26 protein-coding genes are annotated in these 23985 nt (G+C 58.9%); 10 read left to right on the top strand and 16 right to left on the bottom strand.

The window, feature by feature from the left end; translation table 11 throughout:
- Window positions 1–36: 36 nt before the first annotated feature.
- A complete protein-coding gene (gene rimM, locus RBB49_RS08635; protein ID WP_306142323.1) occupies window positions 37–594 on the top strand; it encodes a ribosome maturation factor RimM in 558 nt (185 codons plus the stop codon).
- Here the strand turns inward: rimM and RBB49_RS08630 are convergent.
- Window positions 540–1061: an antibiotic resistance protein VanZ gene (locus RBB49_RS08630; RefSeq protein ID WP_306142321.1), complete on the bottom strand. Its 522-nt coding sequence runs from the start codon at window positions 1059–1061 to the stop codon at window positions 540–542. The genes rimM and RBB49_RS08630 overlap by 55 nt on opposite strands.
- 123 nt (window positions 1062–1184) lie before the next feature.
- Here RBB49_RS08630 and trmD point away from each other — a divergent pair, with 123 nt between their 5' ends.
- The gene (gene trmD, locus RBB49_RS08625; RefSeq protein WP_306142320.1) at window positions 1185–1895 is read left to right on the top strand and encodes a tRNA (guanosine(37)-N1)-methyltransferase TrmD; all 711 of its coding nucleotides are present in this window, start codon (window positions 1185–1187) and stop codon (window positions 1893–1895) included.
- Between the two features lie 126 nt (window positions 1896–2021).
- Here trmD and RBB49_RS08620 read toward each other — a convergent pair whose 3' ends face one another.
- Window positions 2022–3158, bottom strand: a complete 1137-nt coding sequence (locus tag RBB49_RS08620; RefSeq protein WP_306142319.1) for a helix-turn-helix transcriptional regulator — start codon at window positions 3156–3158, stop codon at window positions 2022–2024.
- 568 nt (window positions 3159–3726) lie between these two features.
- Here RBB49_RS08620 and rplS point away from each other — a divergent pair.
- The 4 genes from rplS to RBB49_RS08600 all read left to right on the top strand — a co-directional run bounded on the left by rplS (window position 3727) and on the right by RBB49_RS08600 (window position 8229).
- Window positions 3727–4197 (top strand): 50S ribosomal protein L19, encoded by a 471-nt coding sequence (gene rplS / locus RBB49_RS08615; RefSeq protein WP_306142318.1) that lies wholly within the window; start codon window positions 3727–3729, stop codon window positions 4195–4197.
- A 246-nt stretch (window positions 4198–4443) separates the two neighbouring features.
- Window positions 4444–5856 carry a 3-isopropylmalate dehydratase large subunit gene (gene leuC / locus RBB49_RS08610; protein ID WP_306142317.1) on the top strand — a complete coding sequence of 471 codons (1413 nt, stop codon included), beginning with the start codon at window positions 4444–4446 and terminating at the stop codon, window positions 5854–5856.
- 299 nt (window positions 5857–6155) lie between these two features.
- Window positions 6156–6713 carry an HNH endonuclease gene (locus tag RBB49_RS08605; RefSeq protein ID WP_306142316.1) on the top strand — a complete coding sequence of 186 codons (558 nt, stop codon included), beginning with the start codon at window positions 6156–6158 and terminating at the stop codon, window positions 6711–6713.
- A 166-nt stretch (window positions 6714–6879) separates the two neighbouring features.
- On the top strand, window positions 6880–8229 hold the full coding sequence (locus tag RBB49_RS08600; RefSeq protein WP_306142315.1) for a pilus assembly protein TadG-related protein: 1350 nt from the start codon (window positions 6880–6882) through the stop codon (window positions 8227–8229).
- A gap of 66 nt (window positions 8230–8295) precedes the next feature.
- Here RBB49_RS08600 and acs read toward each other — a convergent pair whose 3' ends face one another.
- The 13 genes from acs to RBB49_RS08535 all read right to left on the bottom strand — a co-directional run bounded on the left by acs (window position 8296) and on the right by RBB49_RS08535 (window position 17969).
- Window positions 8296–10233, bottom strand: coding sequence for an acetate--CoA ligase (gene acs / locus RBB49_RS08595; protein ID WP_306142314.1), 1938 nt, complete (start codon window positions 10231–10233; stop codon window positions 8296–8298).
- Between the two features lie 229 nt (window positions 10234–10462).
- A complete protein-coding gene (locus RBB49_RS08590) occupies window positions 10463–10861 on the bottom strand; it encodes a DUF1761 domain-containing protein (RefSeq protein ID WP_306142313.1) in 399 nt (132 codons plus the stop codon).
- A gap of 90 nt (window positions 10862–10951) precedes the next feature.
- Complete coding sequence (ureG, locus tag RBB49_RS08585) at window positions 10952–11587, bottom strand: urease accessory protein UreG (protein ID WP_306142311.1); 636 nt, start codon at window positions 11585–11587, stop codon at window positions 10952–10954.
- Window positions 11584–12294 carry an urease accessory protein UreF gene (locus tag RBB49_RS08580; protein WP_306142309.1) on the bottom strand — a complete coding sequence of 237 codons (711 nt, stop codon included), beginning with the start codon at window positions 12292–12294 and terminating at the stop codon, window positions 11584–11586. Before RBB49_RS08580 ends, ureG begins: the two co-directional genes overlap by 4 nt.
- Window positions 12287–12793, bottom strand: a complete 507-nt coding sequence (locus RBB49_RS08575) for an urease accessory protein UreE (RefSeq protein ID WP_306142307.1) — start codon at window positions 12791–12793, stop codon at window positions 12287–12289. The genes RBB49_RS08580 and RBB49_RS08575 overlap by 8 nt, the downstream gene beginning before the upstream one ends.
- Window positions 12793–13395: a glutathione S-transferase family protein gene (locus tag RBB49_RS08570; protein WP_306142306.1), complete on the bottom strand. Its 603-nt coding sequence runs from the start codon at window positions 13393–13395 to the stop codon at window positions 12793–12795. Before RBB49_RS08570 ends, RBB49_RS08575 begins: the two co-directional genes overlap by 1 nt.
- A gap of 32 nt (window positions 13396–13427) precedes the next feature.
- A complete protein-coding gene (gene ureC, locus RBB49_RS08565; protein WP_306142305.1) occupies window positions 13428–15140 on the bottom strand; it encodes an urease subunit alpha in 1713 nt (570 codons plus the stop codon).
- A 3-nt stretch (window positions 15141–15143) separates the two neighbouring features.
- Entirely contained in the window at window positions 15144–15614 is a 471-nt protein-coding gene (locus RBB49_RS08560) for a hypothetical protein (protein ID WP_306142304.1), read from the bottom strand.
- A gap of 30 nt (window positions 15615–15644) precedes the next feature.
- Window positions 15645–16049, bottom strand: a complete 405-nt coding sequence (locus RBB49_RS08555; protein ID WP_306142303.1) for a lysozyme inhibitor LprI family protein — start codon at window positions 16047–16049, stop codon at window positions 15645–15647.
- Window positions 16049–16474, bottom strand: coding sequence for a lysozyme inhibitor LprI family protein (locus RBB49_RS08550; protein WP_306142302.1), 426 nt, complete (start codon window positions 16472–16474; stop codon window positions 16049–16051). Before RBB49_RS08550 ends, RBB49_RS08555 begins: the two co-directional genes overlap by 1 nt.
- Entirely contained in the window at window positions 16471–16776 is a 306-nt protein-coding gene (locus RBB49_RS08545; protein WP_306142301.1) for an urease subunit beta, read from the bottom strand. The genes RBB49_RS08550 and RBB49_RS08545 overlap by 4 nt, the downstream gene beginning before the upstream one ends.
- A gap of 35 nt (window positions 16777–16811) precedes the next feature.
- Window positions 16812–17114: an urease subunit gamma gene (locus RBB49_RS08540; RefSeq protein WP_306142300.1), complete on the bottom strand. Its 303-nt coding sequence runs from the start codon at window positions 17112–17114 to the stop codon at window positions 16812–16814.
- A gap of 15 nt (window positions 17115–17129) precedes the next feature.
- A complete protein-coding gene (locus RBB49_RS08535) occupies window positions 17130–17969 on the bottom strand; it encodes an urease accessory protein UreD (protein WP_306142299.1) in 840 nt (279 codons plus the stop codon).
- A gap of 386 nt (window positions 17970–18355) precedes the next feature.
- On the opposite strand from RBB49_RS08535, the gene RBB49_RS08530 reads away from it, so the two are divergent.
- The 3 genes from RBB49_RS08530 to RBB49_RS08520 all read left to right on the top strand — a co-directional run bounded on the left by RBB49_RS08530 (window position 18356) and on the right by RBB49_RS08520 (window position 21628).
- Window positions 18356–19747 (top strand): D-alanyl-D-alanine carboxypeptidase family protein, encoded by a 1392-nt coding sequence (locus tag RBB49_RS08530; RefSeq protein ID WP_306142298.1) that lies wholly within the window; start codon window positions 18356–18358, stop codon window positions 19745–19747.
- Window positions 19748–19935: 188 nt separating this feature from the next.
- A complete protein-coding gene (locus RBB49_RS08525) occupies window positions 19936–20235 on the top strand; it encodes a hypothetical protein (protein WP_306142297.1) in 300 nt (99 codons plus the stop codon).
- A 142-nt stretch (window positions 20236–20377) separates the two neighbouring features.
- Window positions 20378–21628: a GTP-binding protein gene (locus RBB49_RS08520; protein ID WP_306142296.1), complete on the top strand. Its 1251-nt coding sequence runs from the start codon at window positions 20378–20380 to the stop codon at window positions 21626–21628.
- A 72-nt stretch (window positions 21629–21700) separates the two neighbouring features.
- Here RBB49_RS08520 and tesB read toward each other — a convergent pair whose 3' ends face one another.
- Window positions 21701–22570, bottom strand: coding sequence for an acyl-CoA thioesterase II (tesB, locus tag RBB49_RS08515; protein WP_306142295.1), 870 nt, complete (start codon window positions 22568–22570; stop codon window positions 21701–21703).
- Between the two features lie 128 nt (window positions 22571–22698).
- On the opposite strand from tesB, the gene RBB49_RS08510 reads away from it, so the two are divergent.
- The gene (locus RBB49_RS08510; RefSeq protein ID WP_306142294.1) at window positions 22699–23937 is read left to right on the top strand and encodes a ubiquinone biosynthesis hydroxylase; all 1239 of its coding nucleotides are present in this window, start codon (window positions 22699–22701) and stop codon (window positions 23935–23937) included.
- Window positions 23938–23985 lie beyond the last annotated feature (48 nt).

The following is a 23985-nucleotide window of genomic DNA, read 5'->3' as shown; positions in this document are numbered from 1 at the left end:
GGGTGGCGCTGAATCCTCTGAAAGGGGCTTGCTGACATGACTTCAGACAGCGGTCAGAAAGTCCTGATGGCAAAAATCGGCGCCGCGCACGGCATACGCGGTGAAGTGCGGGTCAAGCCTTTCGGCGATGACCCGCTTTCTTTTACCGACTACGGCGTCCTGACCAGCAAGGACGGCGCCAGGTCGTTCGAGGTTGAAAAGGCCAGGGTTCAGAAGACGGTCGTCATCACCAAGTTCCGGAGCGTGAATGACCGGAACCAGGCCGAAGAACTGAACGGAGTTGAGCTTTTCATCGATCGGGATCAGCTGCCGGACCCTGACGAGGACGAGTATTATTACTCCGACCTCAACGGTCTGTCCGTTGTTGACCAGGACGGCAACGCTCTTGGCAAAATCATCGCCGTGCAGGACTTCGGGGCCGGCGATCTGTTGGAAATCCGCCCCAGGCGCGGGCGTACCTTCTACATTCCGTTCACGAAGGAATTTGTTCCGGACGTTTCCGTATCGTCGGGCCGGGTGACGGCTCACCTGCCGGAAGACTATTTTTCCGAAGACAGTTCTGACTCCTCAGAAGCGGCTTCGCCGGACAAGTAGCGGATCGGCATCGGCTGCAACCCCATGCTGCCCAGATTGAGATCTTCCTCCGGATCCTTGATCGCCTGCGAAACCTCGGAGCGCAGCAGAGCAATGAGCGCGACAACCAGCGCTACCCCAATTCCGTTGGCCACGAGATCTGGCAGCGACATGGCGTGATGCGGCAGGAAGCCTTGCACAAGTTCCCCGGCAATCCCCATCCCGAATGCAACCACGGCAGAGATCCTGAGACGGCAGCAGAAAAGCGCGTGTATGGACAATGTCAGCAGGGCGAAGAAACCGATATGGATGACCTTGTCATAGGGATGTCCCACGCCGGTCTCGAACACCAGCCCAACCAGAACGCCGAACGTCACGAGTGCAACAAGCGGGACAACTCGGCTGATCGAAATGTCGAGATAATGCTGATCGACCTTGTTTTGGATGAAGGCGGGAATTCTCAAACGCAGAACGGGAAACTGGAACACGGCAATAGACCTGACTGAAACGCTCTTGCCAGCATGCGCGCTCGGCCTTAATCAGTTCTTTCCATGCCGTTTTTGTCCGATGGGCGGGCGCATCTTTCGATCTTCTAGGTTAATGTTGTGTTGATGCCCTTTAAGACCACGATCCTGACGCTGTATCCGGACATGTTTCCAGGCCCGCTTGGCCAAAGCCTGTCGGGGCGCGCGCTTGCCAAGGGGCTCTGGCAGCTCGAAACCAGCCAGATCCGGGACTTTGCGACGGACAAGCATCGCAGCGTTGACGATACGCCGGCCGGGGGCGGTGCCGGAATGGTGCTTCGCGCCGATATTCTGGCAAAGGCGATTGATGCGGCCGCAACCGAGCATGATCCACGTCCCACGCTGCTGATGAGCCCGCGCGGGACGCCGTTCACGCAGGAGCGCGCGCATGAGCTTGCTTCCGGGCCGGGAGCAATCATCGTCTGCGGCAGGTTCGAAGGTGTTGACCAGCGGGTTATCGACAGCCGGCAGCTGGAGGAAATCTCCGTTGGCGATTACATCCTCTCCGGAGGCGAAATCGCGGCGATCACGATGCTGGATGCCATCATTCGTCTCATTCCCGGCGTCATGGGAAACATGGAAAGTGCGGAAACGGAGAGTTTCGAAACGGGCCTGCTCGAGCACCCGCACTTTACACGTCCGGCGGAGTTTGAAGGCATGGCGATCCCAGAAGTGCTGACATCGGGAAATCACCGGAAGATCCACGAATGGCGCATGGCGGAAGCGGAGCGCCTGACACGCGAGCGCCGGCCGGATCTTTGGGACGCCTACATGGCGGATGAAGACGATGTCGACTAGGTCATACCCTCATAAATCAGGCCGCAATGGCGCTGCAAACGGTGATGAGATGCCAGGAAGAGCGCTGTGACACCGCAGATCGAAGCCGTTTCTGTGTCCCTGCGGGCTGATTTCTGAGGGTGTGCCCTATATAGGTTCGCTGCCGAGTTTAGCGAGAATCTGGGTTCCGCGGCGGACGATGTCTGCCTGCGAATGTGCGCCGGTCTTGGATGTCGCGTTGGCCAGGTGATTTCTGGCGGTGTTGTAGGAGATCTGCAGCGTGTCGGCGGCTTCCTTCAGGGACGCACCCAGGATCAGCTGCTGAATCACAAGGCATTCGCGCTCGGTCAGGCCAAAGGCGGCCGACAATATCTTTGCCGATGGCCTGGGAACATCGGCAGGATCGAACATCGTGACCAGGAGCGGCATTGAAGGCGCCAGAAATGGTGCAAAGCCGGGATGTATCTGATCCTTGTGCTGGACCGGCATGACAAAGAAGAACGGCCCGCCGTTGCCTGCAGAACTCATGGCCACGGGACCGACCGGCAGTGACGTGTCCGACGCCTTCCTCAAGGCAGATTGCAGCTGGTTTTGCAGTTTGCGTGTCCGCGCGGCGAGACGAACCGTGCGGTCGGTATAGACAAGTCCGCTGGTCTTCAGAAACTGTTCTGCCTGGCTGTTGAAGTGCACGACCTTTCCATCCGGGAGAGCCAGAACCGCTGCGGTCGGGATCTGGTTCAGCCAGAAACCGGGGTCGGCCGGGACCGCATCGCGTTTTGCCAGTTCCAGCAGCAGACCAAAGGCGTTCTGCAGATGTGGCCGTAAAAACCCGAACAGGCTGCGCACATGTTCTTCTTCGCGCCATTTCATCGTTCTGGGCAGATTGGCGGCGACGAATGCGGAGTCCTCTCCGTGGCGGTGCAGGATGACGCCGAACGCACGGTTGATGTCGCCGTGGTCTTTCATGAACTCGTGATAGAAGTCCGTTTTCTCGACATCGGCTGCGGATATGAAGTCGCCCGTGTAAACGAGATCCGAAGGATCACATTGCAGAGCAATGGGCGGAAACGGGTTGGCTGATACCGCGCGGCCCAGTTCAAACTCCGCGCCTTCGCCGTGATTGTACATCGCGCAGTCGTAAAGCGTGTTCTCGTAAACACATTGCGCCTGGTAGGAGATCGGCAGATCCGGGTAACAAGTTGCAAGATCGGAAAGTACACCAGTAAGTCCCTGGTCGAGCAAAGCAGCACTATAGAGTTTATGTAGTAAACCGGAGTGATCCATCGTCAGCTGATGTTTCCTAAAGGTAAGGGCGCCTTACTTTACCGTAATGAGCAAACCTAAAACATTAAAATGATAAATGCCAGCGTGACATTTTTTTAAGAATGTGCTATATTAAGACCATTGCAACCAAAAATGTCTCTTCAGTTGTAAAAAACCGAAGAAACACAAAAGAATTACTTTAGGCAATGCTGAGCATCAGCGGCGGCACTTGTGCCGCCGCTTTTCCTTGTAAATACGATCATGTATTTCACTGCCGCAATATTGCACTTTGGACCGAGAAGGGTGGTAATGATCTTTACCCGACGGTTTGCAATGCTTGGTGCTGCTCTCTGCGAGCGAACCGGCCGGTCGCAAAAAGCGCATGACATTACCCGGCTTTTGCTGTATACGCCCGCGAAGCTGGTGAAAGAAATTCCTGATATCTGACGTCAGGGTCTGAAAAGGCCGGGGTTTGTCCGGTCTCCCAGGCAATCCGGCTGATATGCAACATGGCCCAAAGTTGGCGCACCCGTTTCCCGATCGGAGGGAAACGCTCTGGCCGCTTTGTAATTGAAAAGGGAAAAATGCCATGAATATCATCGAGCAGCTCAATGCCGAAGAAATGGCGAAGATCGAAGCGCAACGCAAGCTTCCCGAATTTTCGCCAGGCGACACGGTTCGCGTTAACGTAAAGGTAACCGAGGGTAACCGTACCCGTACGCAGGCCTATGAAGGCGTTTGCATCGCCCGTTCCGGCGGCGGTATCAACGAAAGCTTCACGGTCCGCAAGATTTCCTACGGCGAAGGCGTCGAGCGTGTCTTCCCGATCTACTCCCCGATGCTGGAAGGTGTTGAAGTTGTCCGCCGCGGTAAAGTTCGCCGCGCGAAACTGTACTACCTGCGTGACCGTCGCGGTAAGTCCGCCCGCATCACCGAGAACACCAACGTCCGCTCCAAGCGCCTCAATGAAGAGGCCCGCGCTGAAGCTGCCGCCGTCAAGGCTGCAAAGGCGGAAGCCAAGAAGGCCGAGCAGGCAGCTGCAGAAAACGCGGCAGAATAAGCCGTCAAGGCAATGTGAGGTCGAAAAGGCGGTCATCAGAACCGCCTTTTTTTGTTTGGCGGAACGCCGGTCAATCTCAGTTGAATTCAGCTCAACCCGGCAACGCTTGACGTTTTCGCGGACCTGCGTCATTCACTAGCCAGACTTTTGAGAAACACTTCAATCCGGGCATGGAACCCGACAAAATCCGAAGGCGGACGCTCCGACGCAAGCGTAACCGCACCGGGAGTAAACGAGGAGAGATCGATGGCGAAGGCGCGCACGCTTTATGACAAGATCTGGGATGATCATGTTGTTGATATGCAGCCGGACGGAACCGGGTTGCTCTATATTGACAGGCACCTTGTCCATGAGGTGACGAGTCCGCAGGCCTTTGAAGGTCTTCGCATGCATGGCCGCAAGGTCCGCAGCCCTCAAAAAACGCTTGCCGTCGTCGACCACAACGTGCCGACGAGCGATCGTCGTCATGGTATCGACGATCCGGAATCCGCGCTGCAGGTCGAAACGCTTGCCAAGAATGCCAGCGAATTCGGTGTCGAGTACTACTCCGAGCTGGATATGCGCCAGGGTGTTGTTCACATTGTCGGCCCCGAGCAGGGCTTCACGCTGCCGGGCATGACAATCGTCTGCGGCGACAGCCACACCTCGACCCACGGCGCTTTCGGTTCTCTTGCGCATGGGATCGGCACCTCCGAAGTTGAACACGTCCTGGCCACGCAGACCCTTATCCAGAAAAAAGCGAAGAACATGCTGGTCAAGGTCAATGGCCAGATTCCGGACGGCGTGACCGCGAAAGACATCGTGCTCGCCATCATCGGCAAGATCGGGACAGCCGGTGGAACGGGCTATGTCATCGAATATGCAGGCGATGCCATTCGCTCGCTGTCGATGGAAGGCCGCATGACCGTTTGCAACATGTCGATCGAAGCGGGTGCGCGGGCCGGGCTGATTGCCCCGGACGAGACCACTTTCGACTATGTCAAAGGCCGGCCGAAAGCACCAAAGGGTGAGGCCTGGGACATGGCGATGGCCTATTGGCACACGCTGCATTCCGATGCAGACGCGGATTTCGACAAGGTCGTTGAACTGGATGCCGCCAATCTGCCGCCGATCGTTTCCTGGGGCTCGTCGCCGGAAGATGTGGTTTCGGTCGAAGGCGTCGTTCCCGATCCGGAAGAGATCGACGACGAAAACCGGCGCGAATCCAAAAAGCGCGCCCTCGACTACATGGGTCTTGAGCCGGGAACGAAGATAACGGACATCAAGATCGATCGTGCCTTTATCGGATCCTGCACCAATGGCCGCATCGAAGACCTGCGGGCTGCCGCCGCCGTGATCGGCAATCACAAGGTGGCGTCCCACGTGGATGCGATGGTGGTTCCGGGGTCCGGTCTGGTGAAGGAGCAGGCCGAGGAAGAAGGACTCGACCTGATCTTCAAGGAAGCAGGCTTCGACTGGCGCGAGCCGGGATGTTCCATGTGCCTTGCCATGAATGCGGACAAGCTGAAGCCGGGCGAACGCTGCGCCTCGACCTCGAACCGCAATTTCGAGGGACGCCAGGGACACAAGGGACGGACGCACCTTGTTTCGCCCGCGATGGCAGCGGCTGCTGCGATTGCAGGCCATTTCGTCGATATCCGCGACTGGACGTCGAATTGATTCGCAATCTGCCGCAAGGTTCGCAGATGATTTTCCAAGGGCGCCGCTGGCGCCCTTGTTGTTTTTCGGCGAAACCGAACTAATTTTCCCCGCCTATGCGAGATTTGTCTAACTGATTCATAGTTTTAACGAAAAACGGGGACCGCGAAAGACGTTTCAACAACGACCTTCAGAAATGAATTTCACGGGCTTCACAAGACTGTCACCTCGGCACTACAATACTCCCGTCACAAAAGGACATATTCCGCTGTCCGATTGACCGGACACCGGAAGAACTGAGCAGGTGTGAGGAGCGGAAGGTGACGATTGCGGTTTCGCCGGGAGCCCATCCGGCGTTGGTACTCAATGCGGATTACCGGCCTTTGAGTTACTATCCCTTGTCTTTGTGGTCGTGGCAGGACACGATCAAGGCGGTCTTCCTTGATCGGGTGAACATCGTTGCCGAATATGATGCAGCGGTCCGAAGTCCGAGCTTCGAGTTCCGATTGCCGAGTGTCGTCTCCCTCAAGACCTTTGTAAAACCCAGCCGATATCCCGCCTTTACCCGCTTCAATGTCTTCCTTCGCGACAAGTTTCAGTGCCAGTATTGCGGCTCCAAAGAAGAGCTCACATTCGATCACCTCATTCCCAGATCAAAAGGTGGCCTGACCACATGGGAAAACGTGATCACGGCCTGTTCCCCCTGCAATCTGCGCAAATCAAACAAGTCGTGCAAACAGCTCAACATGTGGCCGATGCACATGCCGTTTCAGCCGACGATCCAGGATCTTCACAACAACGGGCGCGGGTTTCCGCCAAACTACCTCCACGAAAGCTGGATGGATTTTCTTTACTGGGATACCGAACTGGAACCGTAAGATACGCAGAGTTCTTGCGTTCACGCTGGTTTTCAGCTGAGCGAGATCTTTGTTGTTTGCAATTTTGCCTTTTCGATTAAGAGTTCTTTTACTTCTTTTCGAAGCTTCATTTAAGAATTTAGGTACTTTTCTGTAATAACTGTTTCATGAGAGCTGTGAGGCAGTCATGAGCAAGCAACATTTTCCGTACTTTTACAATTTGATCCGGCGGTTCCGTAAAGATCGGGAGGGCGCGATTATTCCGCTCTTCGGCATCATGATCATCATCATTGTCGTGATGGCCGGCGCCGCAGTCGATGTGTCCAGGGTGGTGAACGCGCGCGAGAAACTCTCCTATGCGCTTGACGCGGCGGCCCTTGCCGCCGCGACTGACCTGTCGACGCAGGAGATGACGAACGACGAGATCCAGGAAGTCATCACCGATTCCTTCAACGCGAACCTCGCCGGCGCCGATTTTCTTGATGAAGCGATCGAGAATCTATCCTTTACGGTGGACGCCGACAACGGCCTGATTACCGTCAGTTCCGCCGCGACGATGGACAACCTGTTCATCGATTTCGGCGGATACGGCCAGACCGCGTTCGGTCCGGAGACCTTCACCTTCGGAACCAATTCGCAAGTGACCTATTCGCGCTTCGACGTTGAAATGGCAATGGTCGTCGACGTAACCGGATCGATGGGCTGGGCGCTTGGCGACCTGAAGGACGCAGCGGAATCTGTGGTCAACATCCTCATTCCCGCTGACGGCGAGGAAAGCAAGGTCAAGATCTCGCTTGTTCCCTACAGCGTCGGCGTCAACATGGATAGCTATGCCTCGGCAGCGACCGGCGGCATCAGCACAAGATGTGTGACCGAACGCGACGGCGACGAAAAATACACCGACGCCAGCTACACCGTGGAGCCGGCGGGCGACGGTTCGGGAACGCGACGGAGCCAGGACTGTTCGGACTCGGTTCTCGAACCGCTGACCGACAACCGGGACACGCTGCTGACGGCAATCGATAACCTGGAGACCGAAGGCTATACGGCTGCGCAGACAGGTATCGGTGTTGGCTGGTACACGCTGTCTCCCAACTGGAAAGACCTCTGGCCGACCGAATCCGAACCGGCAGCCTATTCGAACAGTGAAGTGCTGAAATTCGCGCTGATCATGACCGATGGCGCGTTCAACACCTACTACGACAAGCACACGCTCACCTACTCTGAATGTGACAATTTCCGCAGATATTACGGTCCGTGTTACGCCGGAACGAACGACTACTGGATTGAAAAAGCCGGCAGCGGTTATTCCGGTCAACCTTCGCAGCGCGCGCTGCGGCTGTGCTCGGCAATGAAAGACGCCGGTATCACGATCTACACCGTTTACTTTGGCACGGCCACGTCATCGAGCCAGGCACGGGTCATGGAAGAATGCGCGGACGAGGGCAAATACTATGTCGCGACATCGTCAGACGATCTGATCGCCGCCTTCTCGAACATCGCCAAGAAGATCCAGCAGGTCTTTCTGTCGCAATAAACCGGCAAAGACACAAAAAAGCCCGCCGGGTCCGGCGGGCTTTTTCCGTTTCAAGGGACTGATTACCTAACCGCGGTTCTGGCGATTGTCGATCAGATCGTCGACCACGGCCGGATCGGCAAGTGTCGATGTATCTCCAAGATTTTCGAAACTGTCTTCGGCAATCTTGCGCAGGATGCGGCGCATGATCTTGCCGGACCGTGTCTTTGGCAGACCCGGCGCGAACTGGATGAGATCCGGCGAAGCAATCGGTCCGATCTCCGCGCGCACGTGCTTGACGAGTTCCTTCTTCAGTTCGTCCGTCGGTTCCTCGCCTTCCATCAGCGTGACATAGGCATAGATCCCCTGCCCCTTGATATCGTGCGGATAGCCCACGACGGCGGCCTCTGACACCTGCGGATGCGCGACCAGCGCGCTTTCGACTTCAGCGGTTCCCATGCGGTGGCCGGAGACGTTGATCACGTCATCGACGCGGCCGGTGATCCAGTAGTAACCGTCTTCGTCGCGCCGGCAGCCGTCACCGGTGAAATAAAGGCCCTTGTAGGTCGCGAAATAGGTCTGGACGAAACGATCATGATCCCCGTAGACCGTGCGCATCTGGCCCGGCCAGCTGTCCTTGATGACGAGATTGCCTTCCGTGGCGCCTTCAAGGAATTTGCCTTCCGCATCGACGACAGCGGGCTGGACGCCAAAGAACGGCCGTGTCGCGGAACCCGGTTTCAGGTCCGTCGCGCCCGGGAGCGGTGTGATCAGGATGCCCCCGGTCTCGGTCTGCCACCACGTGTCGACAATCGGGCAGCGGCCATCGCCGACAACGTTGTAATACCAGGTCCAGGCTTCCGGGTTGATGGGTTCACCGACCGAGCCGAGAAGGCGCAGGGAGTTGCGCGAGGTCTTCGTGACGTGTTCATCGCCTGCGCCCATCAGGGCGCGGATCGCGGTCGGCGCGGTATAGAAGATGTTGACATTGTGCTTGTCGCAGACTTCCCAGAAACGGCCTGGGCCCGGATAGGTCGGGACACCCTCGAACATCAGCGTGGTCGCCCCGTTCGCTAGTGGTCCGTAGACAATATAGCTGTGACCCGTGACCCAACCGACATCGGCGGTGCACCAGTAGATGTCGCCTTCGTGATAGTCGAAGACATACTCGTGTGTCATCGACGCATAGACGAGGTAGCCGCCCGTCGTGTGCAGCACACCCTTCGGCTGTCCGGTCGAGCCGGATGTATAGAGGATGAACAGCGGATCTTCCGCGTTCATCTCCACCGGATCGCACTGGTCGGAAACACGGGCAGCTTCTTCGTGATACCAGACGTCCCGCCCGTCCTGCATGCTGATGTCGCCGCCGGTGCGCTGAACCACGACAACGGATCTGACGGGGGCCTTTTCCGCTGCCTTGTCGACATTGGCCTTCAAAGGCACCTTGCGGCCGCCACGCAGGCCTTCGTCGGCAGTGATGACGCACTCGGATTTGCAGCCCTCAATGCGTTGCGCGAGACTGTCGGGCGAGAAGCCGCCGAAAACGATGGAATGGACTGCTCCGATCCGGGCGCAGGCCAGCATCGCGTAGGCCGCTTCCGGGATCATCGGAAGATAAATGGTGACCCGGTCGCCCTTCTTCACGCCCTGCCCGTGCAGAACGTTGGCGAATTTGTTCACTTCCCTGGAAAGTTCGTCGTAGGTGATGACCTTGTGCTCGCTCGGATCATCGCCTTCCCAGATGATGGCCGGCTGGTCGCCACGCTTTTCCAGATGGCGGTCGACGCAGTTGGCAGCGACGTTGAGCGTGCCGTCCTCGAACCATTTGATCGAAACGTTGTGGTAGTCGTAGGAGGTATTCTTGACCTTCGTGTAGGGCTTGATCCAGTCGACACGTTTGCCGTGTTCACCCCAGAACCCGTCGGGGTCCTCTACGGAGCGCTGGTACATCTCCAGGTATTTCGCGTTGTCGACATGCGCCCGTGCGGCCACCTCCGCCGGAACGGGGAAAACAGAGTCTGACATATGAGAACCTCCCGAAACAATATGAACCGGTGCGGGCACACATCATCCTCCCCGCGCCCGGTTTGTTTGCCGGGGGCCATTATGCTGATCGCCCCCATGGGCGTCCAGAACCAAACTTTAGTCCTTTAGTCGCCGAGTCCTTGGTCTAATGCGTTCAAATACGTAGTGATTTAGGCGTAAGTCTTGTGGCGAAGCAGCACGCGACGGCTTCGCCTCCGACAGTACCGGGTCAAGAACCGAACCAGCCGATCACGACAGCCTGGACAATCAGGACACCGAGCCAATGGCCGCCGTCGATCATCGTCAGGCTCCACGGCTTGCCCTGAAAACGGTGGTTGATGATCTGCGTGGTCATGACGATCCCGACCCAGATCATCAGTGCGGAAATCAGTCCGGTGCGGATCGATGTCTCGCCGGTGTGGTAGATCACGCCGGCAAAGACGAAGGCCATCACGAGCTGGCAGACAAAGGCCAGGCCGAGTGTCACCGGATCCGGTCTGGTCTGCTCCTCGGTCAGGCCGGCAGCCGCCATCCATGCCTTGCCGAGCACGCCGTACCAGATTGATCCGAAAATGAAGGATGCCACGCCGGCAACCGCCACGGCGATGAGATTAATGCCATCAAACATCATCGGTCTGCCCTCCGCATTTTTAAGGATGCAGGTTGAGTGGAAACGGTTGAAAGATCAAGCGGGATCTTGTTTTGCGCGTATCGAGCGTCAGTCGCCGGAAGAAGGCGGCGCCCTCAGGCCGCCTTTTGCGACGATAAAATCCACCACGCGGTCGAGACCTTCTCCCGCCTTGGTGTTGGCGAAGACGAAGGGTCGCGCCTTGCGCATCCTCGCCGCATCCCGGTCCATGACATCGAGGTCAGCGCCGACATAGGGCGCAAGATCGGTCTTGTTGATGATGAGCAGGTCCGACCTCGTGATGCCCGGCCCGCCCTTTCGGGGTATCTCCTCGCCGGCGGCGACATCGATCACGTAGATTGTCAGATCGGCAAGCTCGGGCGAGAACGTGGCGGCCAAATTGTCACCGCCCGATTCGATCAGGACCAGATCCAGATCCGGAATGGATCTTGTCAGGTCGTCGACGGCTGCAAGGTTGATCGAGGCGTCTTCCCGGATCGCCGTGTGTGGACAACCGCCGGTTTCCACGCCGCGGATGCGGTCGCTGGAAAGGGCCTGGGACCTCATCAGAGCCTCGGCGTCCTCGCTGGTGTAAATGTCGTTCGTGATGACGGCGATCGAATAGGTGTCGCGCATCGCCTTGCAAAGACGGTCGGTCAGGGTGGTCTTGCCGGAACCGACGGGACCGCCGATGCCGACGCGAAGGGGACCGTTTGGTGACGTCATGAGCGAAAGAGCCTCGAATACTGTGTTTCGTGCGCCATGGAGGCGATGTCCGCGAGGAATGTGGAGCTGCCGAGATCGTCGAGCCCGGACAGGAGTGCCTCCTCGGCAACTTCAAAAACGGCCGTTTCCAGACCGGCGACAACAAGCTGGCCGTCATTTTGCCCGAGCGGAACTGCCCGTATCGCGGCGGACACGAGGTTGGCGGCAAAAGCCTGGAGAAAAGAGGTGATCGCCGGAACGAGCGGGATCGCATGCGCTGCGCAGGCAAGCCCGACAGCGACCGGATACGGCCAGTCATCCCGATCTGCGCCGGTAAGGTCACCGAAGAGAAAAGCCGGGCCATCGGCCTCCGGTTGCCAGCCTTTCTCCACCGTCCGAATGAATGCCGTGCCCTGGGCCGCGGTTTCCAGCCGCCTTTCCTTTGATGGCTGCAAGGCAAGGCCCAGCTCGCGCAAGTCCTGAATGCCGGTCCCGCCGTCTGCCGTAAAGCTGCGGTGGGTTTCGGCCAGAAGAATCGCATCGGTGCGCCCCGCCCCGTGGCGAAGGACATCCTGCAGCCAGTGTTCAAGCTCCACGCGATCCGTCACGATGCCCTGTTCGATCACCTGTTCCAGCCCATGGCTGTAGGTGAACGCGCCGACAGGGAATGCCGGCGAGAGGAAGGTCATCAATCGGTAAAGCGCGCCGGGCGACATCGGTTCAGTCATGGCTATGCCCATGCCCATGCCCATGCCCATGCCCGTGCCCGTGCCCGTGCCCGTGCCCGTGCGTGCGGCCGTGCCCGTAAGCGCCGCCTTCAGGATCGAAAGGAGCCTGCAACGGGGTTAGCCGTCCGCCGAGTTTTGCCACCATGTCCTCAATTACGTGATCGCGCCGGATCCTGAGGGCTTGCCCCATAAGCTGTGTCGGCAGATGCCGGTTGCCCAGATGCCAGGCGATCTTGATGAGATGGGCCGTGTTCTCGGCTTCAATCTCGACAAGCTCTTCCGGCTCCGCCACCACTTCCACGATGCGGCCATCCTCCAGTTCAAGACCATCGGCATGGCGCAGGTGAACTGCGCTCGGTTCGTCCAGCAGAAAAGTCAGGCCGTTTTCTCCGTTCAGGACGGCCCGTCTGCGATAACGGTCGTCGAGATCGAGCGTGATCCGGTCTGCCGGATCCCCTTGCCAGTTTCCGGCCGGGTGAATTTTCTGGACACGTATCATTATGCTGCGTCGACCTTTGCCTTCATTGCCTTGAAAGCCGGGCGCTCCCGCAGGCGCTTGAAATAGTCGTAAACCGGACCTTCCCTGGGCAGATCGAACCTGGCGGCTACCGCCCAGCCGGAGCAATGTCCGATGATGATATCGGCGATCGTGAACGTCTCGCCCATCACGAAGGGGCCCGCACCTAAGCGTTTTTCGAGCGTTTCCAGTCCGGTCTGGAATTCCTTGTTGCAGACTTTCTTGATCTCCGGAACCCGCATCTCCTCAGGATGGATGAAGGTGTTCTTGGATGCCGTCCAAAGCGCACCTTCCAGAACATCGACCGCGAACTGGGTGAAGCTGTCCTGCCGGGCGCGCTCGATGGTGCCGGGCGGAAAGGTGAACTTCCCGTGCTTGTCGGCAAGATATGTGCAAATCGCGACGGAGTCCGTGATCGCGTCGTCGCCGTCAATCAGGATCGGAACCTTGCCGCTTGGATTGAAGCTGCGCGCTCCCTCCGATTGCGGCAGGGCAGGATCGATCTCGTAAGGCTCGCCAAGTTCCTCCAGCAGCCACATCACCCGCATGGCGCGCGTGCGCGGAAATCCGACGATCTTGTACATTTTCCTCTCCCAAACGCGGTCTCGTCCACACCCTAGAACAGGAAGTAGCGCTGGGCCATGGGGAGAACCTCTGCCGGTTCGCAGGTCAGGAGTTCACCGTTTGCGCGCACTTCATAGGTTTCCGGATGAACCTCGATGTCCGGCGTCGCATCGTTGAGAACCATGGATTTCTTGGAAATGCCGCCGCGGACATTCTTCACCGGCAGCACGAGACTGTCGAGTTCGGCTTTCTGCTTGATATCCGTGTCATAGGCTGCCTGGGACACAAAGGTCACACGGCTTTCCGTCATGGCCTTGCCGAAAGCGCCGAACATCGGGCGGTAGTGGACAGGCTGCGGCGTGGGGATCGAGGCATTCGGGTCCCCCATGGGGGCCGCGGCGATGGTGCCGAGTTTCAGCACCATGTCGGGTTTGACGCCGAAGAATTTCGGATCCCACAGAACCAGATCCGCCAGTTTGCCGATCTCCACGGAGCCGACATGCTGGTCAAGCCCGTGAGCGATGGCGGGATTGATGGTCATCTTGGCCATGTAGCGCTTCACCCGGAAATTGTCGTTTTCACCGGTTTCCTCTGCAAGGCGGCCGCGCTGAACCTTCATCTTGTGGGCCGTTTGAAGCGTTCTGATGACAACCTCACCGACGCGGCCCATGGCCTGGCTGTCGGATGCGATGATCGAAAATGCACCCATGTCATGCAGGATGTCTTCCGCCGCAATGGTTTCCTTGCGGATGCGGCTTTCGGCAAAGGCGACATCTTCCGGGATCGAGCTGTCCAGGTGATGGCACACCATCAGCATGTCCAGATGTTCTTCCAGCGTGTTGACGGTGTAGGGCCTTGTCGGGTTGGTCGAGGACGGCAGCACGTTCGTCTCGCCGCAGACCTTGATGATGTCCGGTGCGTGCCCGCCGCCGGCACCTTCCGTATGAAAGGCATGGATGGTGCGATCCTTGAAGGACGCCGTCGTGTTTTCAACGAAGCCGGATTCGTTCAGCGTGTCGGTGTGGATCATGACCTGAACGTCGTATTCATCAGCAACCGACAGGCAGGTGTCGATCGCCGCCGGTGTCGTGCCCCAGTCCTCATGCAGCTTCAGGGCACAAGCCCCGGCCATGATCTGCTCTTCCAGCGCCGCGGGCAGGGAAGCGTTGCCCTTGCCGGCAAAGGCGAGGTTCATCGGAAAGCTGTCGGCCGACTGAAGCATGCGCGTGATGTGCCAGGGACCGGGCGTGCAGGTCGTTGCGTTTGTTCCCGTGGCCGGTCCGGTGCCGCCGCCCAGCATGGTCGTGACGCCGGACATCAGGGCATCGTCAATCTGTTGCGGGCAGATGAAGTGGATGTGCACGTCGAGCGCACCGGCTGTCAGGATCTTGCCCTCGCCCGCAATGGCTTCGGTTCCGGGTCCGACGATGATGTCGACATCGGGCTGGACGTCCGGGTTGCCCGCCTTGCCGATGCCGACGATGCGGCCGTCTTTCAGACCGACATCCGCCTTCACGATGCCCCAGTGATCGACAATCAGGGCATTGGTGATGACCGTGTCAACAGCGCCCGCCGAACGCGGCGCCTGCGACTGGCCCATGCCGTCCCGGATCACCTTGCCGCCGCCGAATTTCACTTCCTCGCCATAGGTGGTGAAATCCTTCTCGACCTCGATAATGAGGTCGGTGTCAGCAAGGCGCATCCGGTCGCCGGTCGTCGGTCCGAACATATCCGCATAAGCGGCGCGTGGCATTTTATACGGCATGTCTCACTTCTCCGTTTTTTCGTTCAGGGGAGTGTGGCATTGGACAAGGAGAACAAACGCCAGAATGGCGGCCCCTCCGAGATTGAAAATCAAAAGCATTACTCCGGGAATTCCGTCCGGACCCGCCGACTGGAACGGCGACGGTGACCCTGTCGGCCAATTGAGCCAGACGTAGGCCATTGCGATGAGCGTTGCGACCGGCAAGGCGAGCAGAAACGGGCGGGCTCTGTTTCGCCAGATGCCGGTTATCGCCAAAAGCAAAACGGCAAAGGCCGCGAGCTGATACCCGCGAAACCCCGCGAAAGTCAGCTGAGAGATCGGTATGACAAGCAGACCGAGCGACACAAGCAAGCCGGTCACCGCGACGCGGAAGCCGTGAGATCTTGAGAAGCTGGTAAAAAGCCCAACGCAGATCAGGCCCACGACAAACACGGCCGCAACTATGGTCAAAATCAGGTGTGGGGAATAGACCACCATATGTTTCTGTCAGCTCTTTCACGTGCGTCAATCGCCGTAATCATCAAGGGTTGCCTGCAAGTCTTCGATGCGCTGCATTGTCATGATGATCATGCAATTCCGGTAAAGCTCACTGCCGCGCGTTCCGCCCTTGTAGGGAAAGCTGTAGGCATTGCAGTCGAGTTCCCGGAAGGACACCCAGGCCGCCTGTGCCTCTTCAAGGGCGGCAGCGGCACCTTTCAGATGCTCGGGCACGGCGTCATCCATCTGGATGACCCTGGCGAGGAGGTCCCGGTAGATGGTCTCAAGTTTTGTATTGGCTTCGCTCAGCGCTTTTTCTGCGCAGTAAGTGCGCTCGTTGTTGTTAAGCGGGTATCCGCAATCGATGTTCTCCTGCGCATGTGCGCCAAGGCTCATGGCGGCGTAGAGGATGGCGGCAAGCAAAAGACGCATCAGTTCCCCAGGCCTCCCGCAAGCTCTTCAAGTTCTCCGACGCGGGACCGGGTCAGATCGGCGCGGCAGCTATAGATGGGTTGCGGCTCCAGGGTGCCGCCGCGGGCGAGGTAGCCGTATGCGGCGCAGGCCTTGTCACGATAGGGGATCCAGGCGCGCTGGGCGTCGCGCAAGGCGTTCGCTGCCCCCTTCAGATTGTCAGGCAGATAGCCATCTGTTTCGCGCATCTTGGCCATGGCCAGTCCGTAAACCGTGTTCAGCGCAGCATCGGCCTCGAGCCAGTCCTGCTCTGCGCAATAGGTCATTTCCACCTGGCTTACCGGGTTGGCGCAGTCAATTGCGGTCTGTGCCTTGACCGGCGCACCGGTCAGGACGGCAAGAGCCGTTCCGGCGAGACAAGCGAGCGCCTTGGCTTGGACTTTCACAGCGGACCCATGACCTTCTGATTGAAGCCGTAGACCGTCCTTTTGCCGCGATAGGGCACCAACGTGACGGACCGTGTCTGCCCGGGTTCGAAACGAACAGCCGTGCCGGCAGGAATATCCAGACGCATGCCCCTGGCCTTCTCACGATCGAAGGAAAGGCCTGAATTGGTTTCGGCGAAATGATAATGGCTGCCGACCTGAACGGGTCTGTCTCCGGTGTTGGAAACGTCGAGTTCCACGGTCTCAAGGCCCGCATTCAGTTCTATGTCGCCTTCGGCGGGAAAGATCTCACCCGGGATCATTTGAAAACTCCTGACATCTTGGAGAACAGAAAGGGTCAGCGGATCGGTTCGTGGACCGTGACGAGCTTGGTTCCGTCGGGAAATGTCGCTTCCACCTGAACGTCGTGGATCATCTCCGCTACGCCTTCCATGACCTGGTTGCGGGAAATGACAGAGGCGCCGGCGGCCATGAGATCGGCGACGGAGCGCCCGTCCCTTGCGCCCTCGACAACAAAATCCGTTATCAGGGCAACCGCTTCGGGATGATTGAGTTTGACCCCGCGTTCCAGTCTGCGGCGGGCAACCATTGCGGCCATTGAAATGAGCAGTTTGTCCTTCTCGCGGGGAGTAAGGTTCACGGCAAATCCTCCAAACTAGCAATACCAGACGCGCGGCAGGTCGGCCGAGCGGTAACCGGTCAAAAACGAAATGAGCGCGTTGCGTAAGTCGCGGCTATCATTGGACACAAAACGTGCCGTCAGCAAGCCGTTCCAGGCACTTGCGGCAGCCTGGGTCGATGCCGCTGGGATCTTGTCCAGACAGGATCGCGCGTGCGGCAGGCGCTCTTCGGCGTCGATCGCGCAATCCACAAAAGTTGAAACGACATGGCCTGCGCGTGCGGTTGCCGGGCCACTCAAGAAGTCTGCCGGGTTGCCGGCGTAGCGGACGTCGTCGGCGAAAACGAGCTTGTTCTCGCGTCGGATTCTCCAACGGTCCCTGAAGCTGACCGACGTGACGGTTTCGCCCATGGCGGTACGGCCGACCACAATCGTCTCCAAAAGCATCAGCCGGGCATCCGTGGCAAGCTCGGCATTCAGTTCCCGGCCCAGCCCCGACCGGTCAAACAGGATGGTCTCCTGGGGCAGCCATTCCAGGGTTGCCCCGGCCCCAACCTTCAGCGAGCCTGTCACTTTTGCCGAGCCGGTGTTGCTTCGGTAGGCCCGCTCGGCGGTCTGGGTGGTCACAATCGCGTGTGCGCCGTCATCAATCGCGACATCGTAGGAAAGTCTGTCGCCTCCGGTGAGGCCGCCGGCCGTGTTGATCAGAACCGCCGTTGCCGTCGTGTCATAGATTTTCGGCAGCCGGATCTTGGCAGATCCCTTCTGGTAGAGGTCCGCCACGCGCGTGCGGCCTTCAACTTTCGCGAACCGGACACGCGCTACACCGGCAACCCGCTGCAAAGTTTTGTTTTGCAGGCCCGAATCTGATGCCATTGCAGCATCATACATGCTTTATCCGCCCCTGGATCTTGCCGGTGCTGTTCATCCCGGCACCTTTCGTCCGAATTCTGACCGGGCAGGCCTCAGACGCGTCCCGGCAACGGTTGGCAGCATATTAGCAAGGGCCGGGCCAAAAAAGCGCGATTTGAAGCGAGCGCCGGAATCCGCGAGAGAGACCACGGATTTACGGGCGGGGAGACGCGGCTCCTCTAGCCGGTTGCTCAAAAATTGGGCGGTTGCACAAAGAGCAATCAGGTTTCGAATTCGACTGAGGGGTTGCTCTGCGCGGGATGATCCGGTTTTTAATAGGAACGGCAAGATGGCAAACAGTCTTTAACCAGTGTGCGCTCATATAGCGGTGTGACCAGCGAGGGATACACGTGTTCTCAAGCCCAATTGGCCGCCTGACAGTCTTTTTTCTGGCCCTTTTCTTCGGCGCTGCGGCCCTGAACAGCGGGTCGGCGCGCGCCGATATCGGCGCGTTCATCCTTGTCGATGCAAAGACGGGCAAGGTGCTGGAAGAAAAAAATGCCACGCGGAAGTGGTACCCGGCCTCGCTGACAAAGATGATGACCGCCTACGTGACCTTCAAGGCGATCCGGGAAGGCCGTGCGACGCTGAATTCGGCGGTCGTCCAGTCGAAGAACTCCTTGTCCGAACCGCCGAGCAAAATGGGCTTCAAGGTGGGGACACGGTTCACCATCGACACCGCGTTGAAGATCATTCTGGTCAAGTCGGCGAACGATGTCGCCGTTGCGCTCGGCGAGGCGGTTTCCGGATCGGAATCGGCGTTTCTTGCGGCCATGAACGCGGAAGCCCGGCGTCTTGGAATGACCAATACGCGTTTCACCAATCCGCATGGCCTGCCGGACAACGGTCAGGTTACAACCGCGCGCGACATGGCCATCCTCGCCATGGCCCTGCGCCGGGACTTTCCGGAATCCAAGAAATTCTACAACCATCCGGGCCTGCGGTTCGGCAAAAAGACACTGCGTTCGGCAAACAGGGAATTCCTTTTGCGGGTTCCCGGTGCGAACGGCATGAAGACAGGTTACATCTGCAACTCGGGCTACAACGTCGCCGCCTCCGTTACGCGCCGCGGCCGGACACTGATCGCCGTTATCCTGGGTGCGGGCTCCGGGCTGGAGAGAACCGCCTTTGCGCGCCAGCTCTTCGACAAGGGGTTCCGGAAGCGCGGCGGCGGCAAAAATGTTGCCAGCATGACCGGGTCTTCCGGAAATCCACCGGCGAACGGCTATTGCCGGCGGAACCGGAGCCCGGGTGCAAAGGCGTACATGGCCCGCTTCGACATGAAGAACGAACCGTCAGGCGGATTTCTGTTTTTCAGAAGTGCCAGCGACAAGCAGCTGAAGAAGGTGGACGAAAGCGGGTTCACGCTTGCAAACGGAAAGCCTGACTGGGCAAAAATACTGGATCGGACGCTCGGACCGCGCCGGATTGCCTACAAGCCTCTGCAGGTCAGTCTCGGAAAACCGAGCGGCACACCGAAAGCCGCGGCCAACATTGCCGGATCGCAGATACCGGCGTCCGATATTCCGGTCCCCGCGGCAAATCCGATGCGCCGGGCCGAAATCGAGATCCGTGCCAAACTGCAGAACACAGCTCAAGGCAGTGCCTCGGACGCCATTACGCAGTCTGCTTCGGCAAGCGCCGGAAGTGCCGGTGAACCCGCGCAGGCGGCGCCCGGTTCAATCTTCCGCAAGGGGCTCGATTTCACCGTTCCCGTGCCGGCACCCAGTCCGCGCAAATAAAACTGCCTGCATCGAGCCGCAGCCCGTGCCGATCCGTTCCGGACAGTTAACACTTTGTTTACCGAGTTCCTTAACACTGCGGTAAGAAATCTTCCGTCGAGGCGCGTGACCGTGTCAATGCGCCCGGCAGCGGATGTGCACTCCTTCAGGCATTGGGATGCCGGTCCTTAACCAGATCGAGAAATCGCATGATGATTGAACCGAGATCCACAGCAACCATCCGGGCACTTGCAAGTCTTGCGGAGCTCTCAGCTGATCAACTGGAAGACGGAACATCGATCGAAGAAGTCGTCGCCACCCTTCGCAAAGCCGCGGAAGCCGTGCGGCACGTAATTGATTCGGAAGATCCGGGCGATGCAACGTTTGCATTTACCGATACGGATATCGTCCAGGATCTGACGCCGATGGATCTCGCTGCCGATGACACGGAAGAAACCGGCGGTATCGCCGATGCTGAGACGGAAGAAACGGTCCTCAACGCAAGCTAGCTGGAAGCGCGCATTTCCCTTTGACGTCCTGCGGGAAAGGATGCTAGCCGTTCGCCTCGACCTGTAACCGGGCCTGCCGGCGCGCATTTTTCCCTGCGCCTGAACGCAACAGGCACTCGGCATCAAACTGGAGTCGCGTTTCATGACTTCCCAAGAACGTTCCGGACCCAATCCCGAAAAAGGACCCAAGCCCCCTATTCCGCTGTCTATACTGACGGGGTTCCTGGGCGCGGGCAAAACGACTCTCCTGAACAAGATCCTCAAGGATCCCGCGATGGCCGATACGGCGGTCATCATCAACGAGTTCGGTGAAATCGGTCTGGATCACCTGTTTGTCGATCAGGCCGGAGAAGGGATCGTGGAGCTGTCTTCCGGCTGCCTGTGCTGCACGATCCGCGGAGATCTCGTCACCACGCTCGAAAATCTCCTGCGGCACCTGGACAACGGACGCACCGAGCGGCTCAACAGGGTGATCATCGAGACGACGGGTCTCGCCGATCCCGCGCCCATTCTGCACACCGTGATGCTGCATCCCTATCTGGTCATGCGCTACCGGCTCGACAGCGTGATCACGCTGGTCGATGCGATCAACGGACTTTCGACGCTTGACGGGCATGAAGAGGCGCGCAAACAGGCGGCCGTCGCCGACCGGATCGTTTTGACAAAAACCGACCTCGTGGGGACGGAGGCGGAAGCGTCTGCGTTCGAGACGCTGAAGCACCGTCTTCACGCGTTGAATCCGGGGGCGCTGCGGCTGGATGCCCAATCCGGCGACGCGGAGCCGGACAAGCTGTTCAACGCCGGCCTTTATGATCCGAAGAGCAAGATACCGGATGTGGCGGCCTGGCTGAACGAGGAAGCCTATGCCGACAGCGGTCACGGGCACCACCACGCGCATGGTCATTCACACGATCACGCGCACAGTCATGCGCACGGGCATCATCACCATCATGATCACGACCACGGACATGACCACGGACATGACCATGCGCATGATATAAACCGGCACAGCGAAGCCATCCGTGCTTTCACGCTTGCGACCGAGCGGCCGGTTTCCGCGTCGGCCCTCGAGATGTTTCTCGATTTGCTGCGGTCGGCGCACGGACCAAAGCTCCTTCGCGTCAAGGGGATCGTGCAGCTTGCCGAGGACCCGGACCGGCCGGTGGTCATCCACGGCGTTCAACACGTGTTTCATCCCCCTGCGACGCTGGAAGCCTGGCCGGATGAAGACAGGCGCACGCGCATGGTGTTCATCACCAAGGATCTTCCCGAAGGATTTGTCCGGAAGATGTTCGAGGCTTTTTCCGGGGCGCTGTTGCCCGATACACCGGATCCGAAGGCAATGACCGACAATCCGCTTGCGATCTCCGGATTTACCAGTCCGGTCCGCTAGAGGGGCGCGTTTTGAGACCGGCGGGTCTTTCGATAATCCGCGCGTTGAGACCTTGCCGTGACCGATACGGCGTCACTTTTCCTTCCTGCGCAACCTGATCAGCCCTTCCTGGGCTGTTGAGGCGACGAGTTTACCGTCCATGGTGAACAGGGATCCCCGGTTCAAGCCGCGGGACCCTGACGAAGACACGCTGTCGGTCGCGTAAAGAAGCCATTCATCGGCCCGGAACGGATGATGAAACCACATGGCGTGATCCAGACTGGCCGCCTGAATTTTCGGGCTGAAGACCGACGTTCCGTGAGGAAAAAGCGATGTGTCCAGAAGCGTCATATCGGACGCGTAGGCAAGCACGCACTGGTGGATGCGTTCGTCGTCGGGCAGTTTTCCCGTCGCCCTCACCCAGACATATTGCTGCGGCGGCAGGGGCTTCTTGCTGAAATAGTGTGTCAACTCGACCGGGCGCATCTCGATCGGCCGTTCGCGCTCCCAGTAGCGGCGCACGTTTTCCGGCGCGACGGCCAGAAACTTTTCCTTCAGTTCCCGGTCGCTCGGCAGCTCGTCGGGTTTTGGCACGTCGGGCATGTCGATCTGATGCTCAAGGCCGTTTTCCTGAAGCTGGAACGATGCGGACATGGAAAAGATTGCTTCACCGTGCTGGATGGCAACGACCCGTCTTGTGGTAAAGCTGCCGCCGTCGCGGATCCTGTCGACCTCGTAGATGATCGGAACCTGAGGGTCACCGGGACGCAGAAAATACCCGTGAAGGGAGTGCACATGGCGGTCTTCGACAACTGTCCGGGACGCTGCGACCAGTGCCTGGCCGATAACCTGGCCGCCGAAAACGCGCTGCCAGCCAACTTGGGGGCTGCGACCACGGAACAGATTGCTTTCCAACGGTTCCAGGTCAAGTATCTGCAGAAGGTTGTCAATGGCCGTGTTCATCGGTGTATTCCTTTGCGTGGACCAGCCATGTCGCTGTTAAGAGTTGATTTCCCGGCCAGCACTCTTGGACGGGAGATGACGTTAAAGTCAAGATGCCTTTGGGGAAGCTCGGGGCAGGGAGAATTCGAGTGGCCAAGAAACCGAAATCGACGGATATGTTCGATGTTGTGATCGCAGGAGGCGGATATGTCGGCCTCTCTCTCGCGGTGGCACTGAAACAGGGCGATCCGGGCCTGAACTGTGCCGTGGTCGATCCCAAGCCGATGGATCAGCTGCACAAGGACCCGAGAGCATCAGCCATCGCTGCCGCCGCCTCCCGCATGCTGACGCAGCTCGGTGTCTGGGAGCGGATCGAGAACAAATCCCAGCCGATTACGGAAATGATCGTCACGGACAGCAAATTGCGCGACGTCGTGCGCCCTGTTTTTCTGACGTTCGACGGCGAGGCAACCGAAGGCGAGCCGTTTGCGCACATGATGCCGAATGGGGTGATGATGCCTGCGCTCTTCAAAGCGGCCAAGTCGCTCGGTGTCGTGTTTTTCGCGCCGGCAAGCGTGAGCACGTTTCGCACCCTTGCCAGCCACAGCGAGATCGAACTGGAAGACGGAACGCAGCTCAAGAGCCGTCTTCTGGTCGCCGCGGACGGTGTACGCTCAAGATTGCGCGAACTGGCGGGGATACGGACCGTGAACTGGGACTACGGCCAGTCGGGCATCGTGACGACGGTCAAGCACGAAAGACCGCATGACGGACGTGCCGAAGAGCACTTTCTGCCCGCCGGCCCGTTTGCAATCCTGCCGCTTCCGGAGAACCGTTCGTCACTGGTCTGGACCGAGAAAACCGCAGATGCCGAGCGGCTGGTGCGCTCTGACGAGTTCACTTTCGAGATCGAGCTGGAACGGCGCTTCGGCCATCATCTCGGCAAGCTTGAGGTCGACGGCCCGCGCCGCGCCTATCCGCTCGGTCTCAAGCTCGCCCGGGATTACGTTCAGCCCCGGTTCGCACTGATCGGCGACGCTGCCCACGGTATCCACCCGATCGCCGGGCAGGGGTTGAACCTCGGCTTCAAGGATGTCGCGGCCCTGGCGGAAGTTCTGGTCGATGCGCGCCGCCTCGGGCAGGATGTCGGTGCGTTCGATGTTCTGGAAAAATACCAGCGCTGGCGGCGGTTCGACACGTTCCAGATGGGCGTTGTCACCGACGTGCTCAACAGACTGTTCTCAAACGACAACGATGCGCTGCGGGCGGTTCGCGATTTCGGCCTCGGTCTGGTGGACCGCATGCCGGGGCTCAAAGGCATGTTCATCAAGGAAGCGGCCGGGTTTGCCGGGCCGGTTCCGAAATTGCTTTCCGGGGAACCAATCTGATAGGACTTCAGTCACTGCCGTTGCTTCGGCCTGATTCCTGCTTTCGAC

Origin of the sequence: Roseibium sp. MMSF_3412 (genome assembly GCF_030733265.1) — a bacterium.
In the GTDB taxonomy this organism is placed as follows: domain Bacteria; phylum Pseudomonadota; class Alphaproteobacteria; order Rhizobiales; family Stappiaceae; genus Roseibium.
Note: the sequence above shows the minus strand (reverse complement) of the source record. Positions and strands in the feature narration are given on the sequence as shown.

Bases quoted from the DNA above. Each gene is read 5' to 3' on its own strand.
- rimM (WP_306142323.1), top strand. From the start codon at position 37: ATGACTTCAGACAGCGGTCAGAAAGTCCTGATGGCAAAAATCGGCGCC.
- trmD (WP_306142320.1), top strand. From the start codon at position 1,185: ATGCCCTTTAAGACCACGATCCTGACGCTGTATCCGGACATGTTTCCA.
- RBB49_RS08620 (WP_306142319.1), bottom strand. From the start codon at position 3,158: ATGGATCACTCCGGTTTACTACATAAACTCTATAGTGCTGCTTTGCTC.
- rplS (WP_306142318.1), top strand. From the start codon at position 3,727: ATGAATATCATCGAGCAGCTCAATGCCGAAGAAATGGCGAAGATCGAA.
- leuC (WP_306142317.1), top strand. From the start codon at position 4,444: ATGGCGAAGGCGCGCACGCTTTATGACAAGATCTGGGATGATCATGTT.
- RBB49_RS08600 (WP_306142315.1), top strand. From the start codon at position 6,880: ATGAGCAAGCAACATTTTCCGTACTTTTACAATTTGATCCGGCGGTTC.
- acs (WP_306142314.1), bottom strand. From the start codon at position 10,233: ATGTCAGACTCTGTTTTCCCCGTTCCGGCGGAGGTGGCCGCACGGGCG.
- RBB49_RS08590 (WP_306142313.1), bottom strand. From the start codon at position 10,861: ATGTTTGATGGCATTAATCTCATCGCCGTGGCGGTTGCCGGCGTGGCA.
- ureG (WP_306142311.1), bottom strand. From the start codon at position 11,587: ATGACGTCACCAAACGGTCCCCTTCGCGTCGGCATCGGCGGTCCCGTC.
- RBB49_RS08580 (WP_306142309.1), bottom strand. From the start codon at position 12,294: ATGACTGAACCGATGTCGCCCGGCGCGCTTTACCGATTGATGACCTTC.
- RBB49_RS08575 (WP_306142307.1), bottom strand. From the start codon at position 12,793: ATGATACGTGTCCAGAAAATTCACCCGGCCGGAAACTGGCAAGGGGAT.
- RBB49_RS08570 (WP_306142306.1), bottom strand. From the start codon at position 13,395: ATGTACAAGATCGTCGGATTTCCGCGCACGCGCGCCATGCGGGTGATG.
- ureC (WP_306142305.1), bottom strand. From the start codon at position 15,140: ATGCCGTATAAAATGCCACGCGCCGCTTATGCGGATATGTTCGGACCG.
- RBB49_RS08555 (WP_306142303.1), bottom strand. From the start codon at position 16,049: ATGCGTCTTTTGCTTGCCGCCATCCTCTACGCCGCCATGAGCCTTGGC.
- RBB49_RS08545 (WP_306142301.1), bottom strand. From the start codon at position 16,776: ATGATCCCGGGTGAGATCTTTCCCGCCGAAGGCGACATAGAACTGAAT.
- RBB49_RS08535 (WP_306142299.1), bottom strand. From the start codon at position 17,969: ATGGCATCAGATTCGGGCCTGCAAAACAAAACTTTGCAGCGGGTTGCC.
- RBB49_RS08525 (WP_306142297.1), top strand. From the start codon at position 19,936: ATGATGATTGAACCGAGATCCACAGCAACCATCCGGGCACTTGCAAGT.
- RBB49_RS08520 (WP_306142296.1), top strand. From the start codon at position 20,378: ATGACTTCCCAAGAACGTTCCGGACCCAATCCCGAAAAAGGACCCAAG.
- tesB (WP_306142295.1), bottom strand. From the start codon at position 22,570: ATGAACACGGCCATTGACAACCTTCTGCAGATACTTGACCTGGAACCG.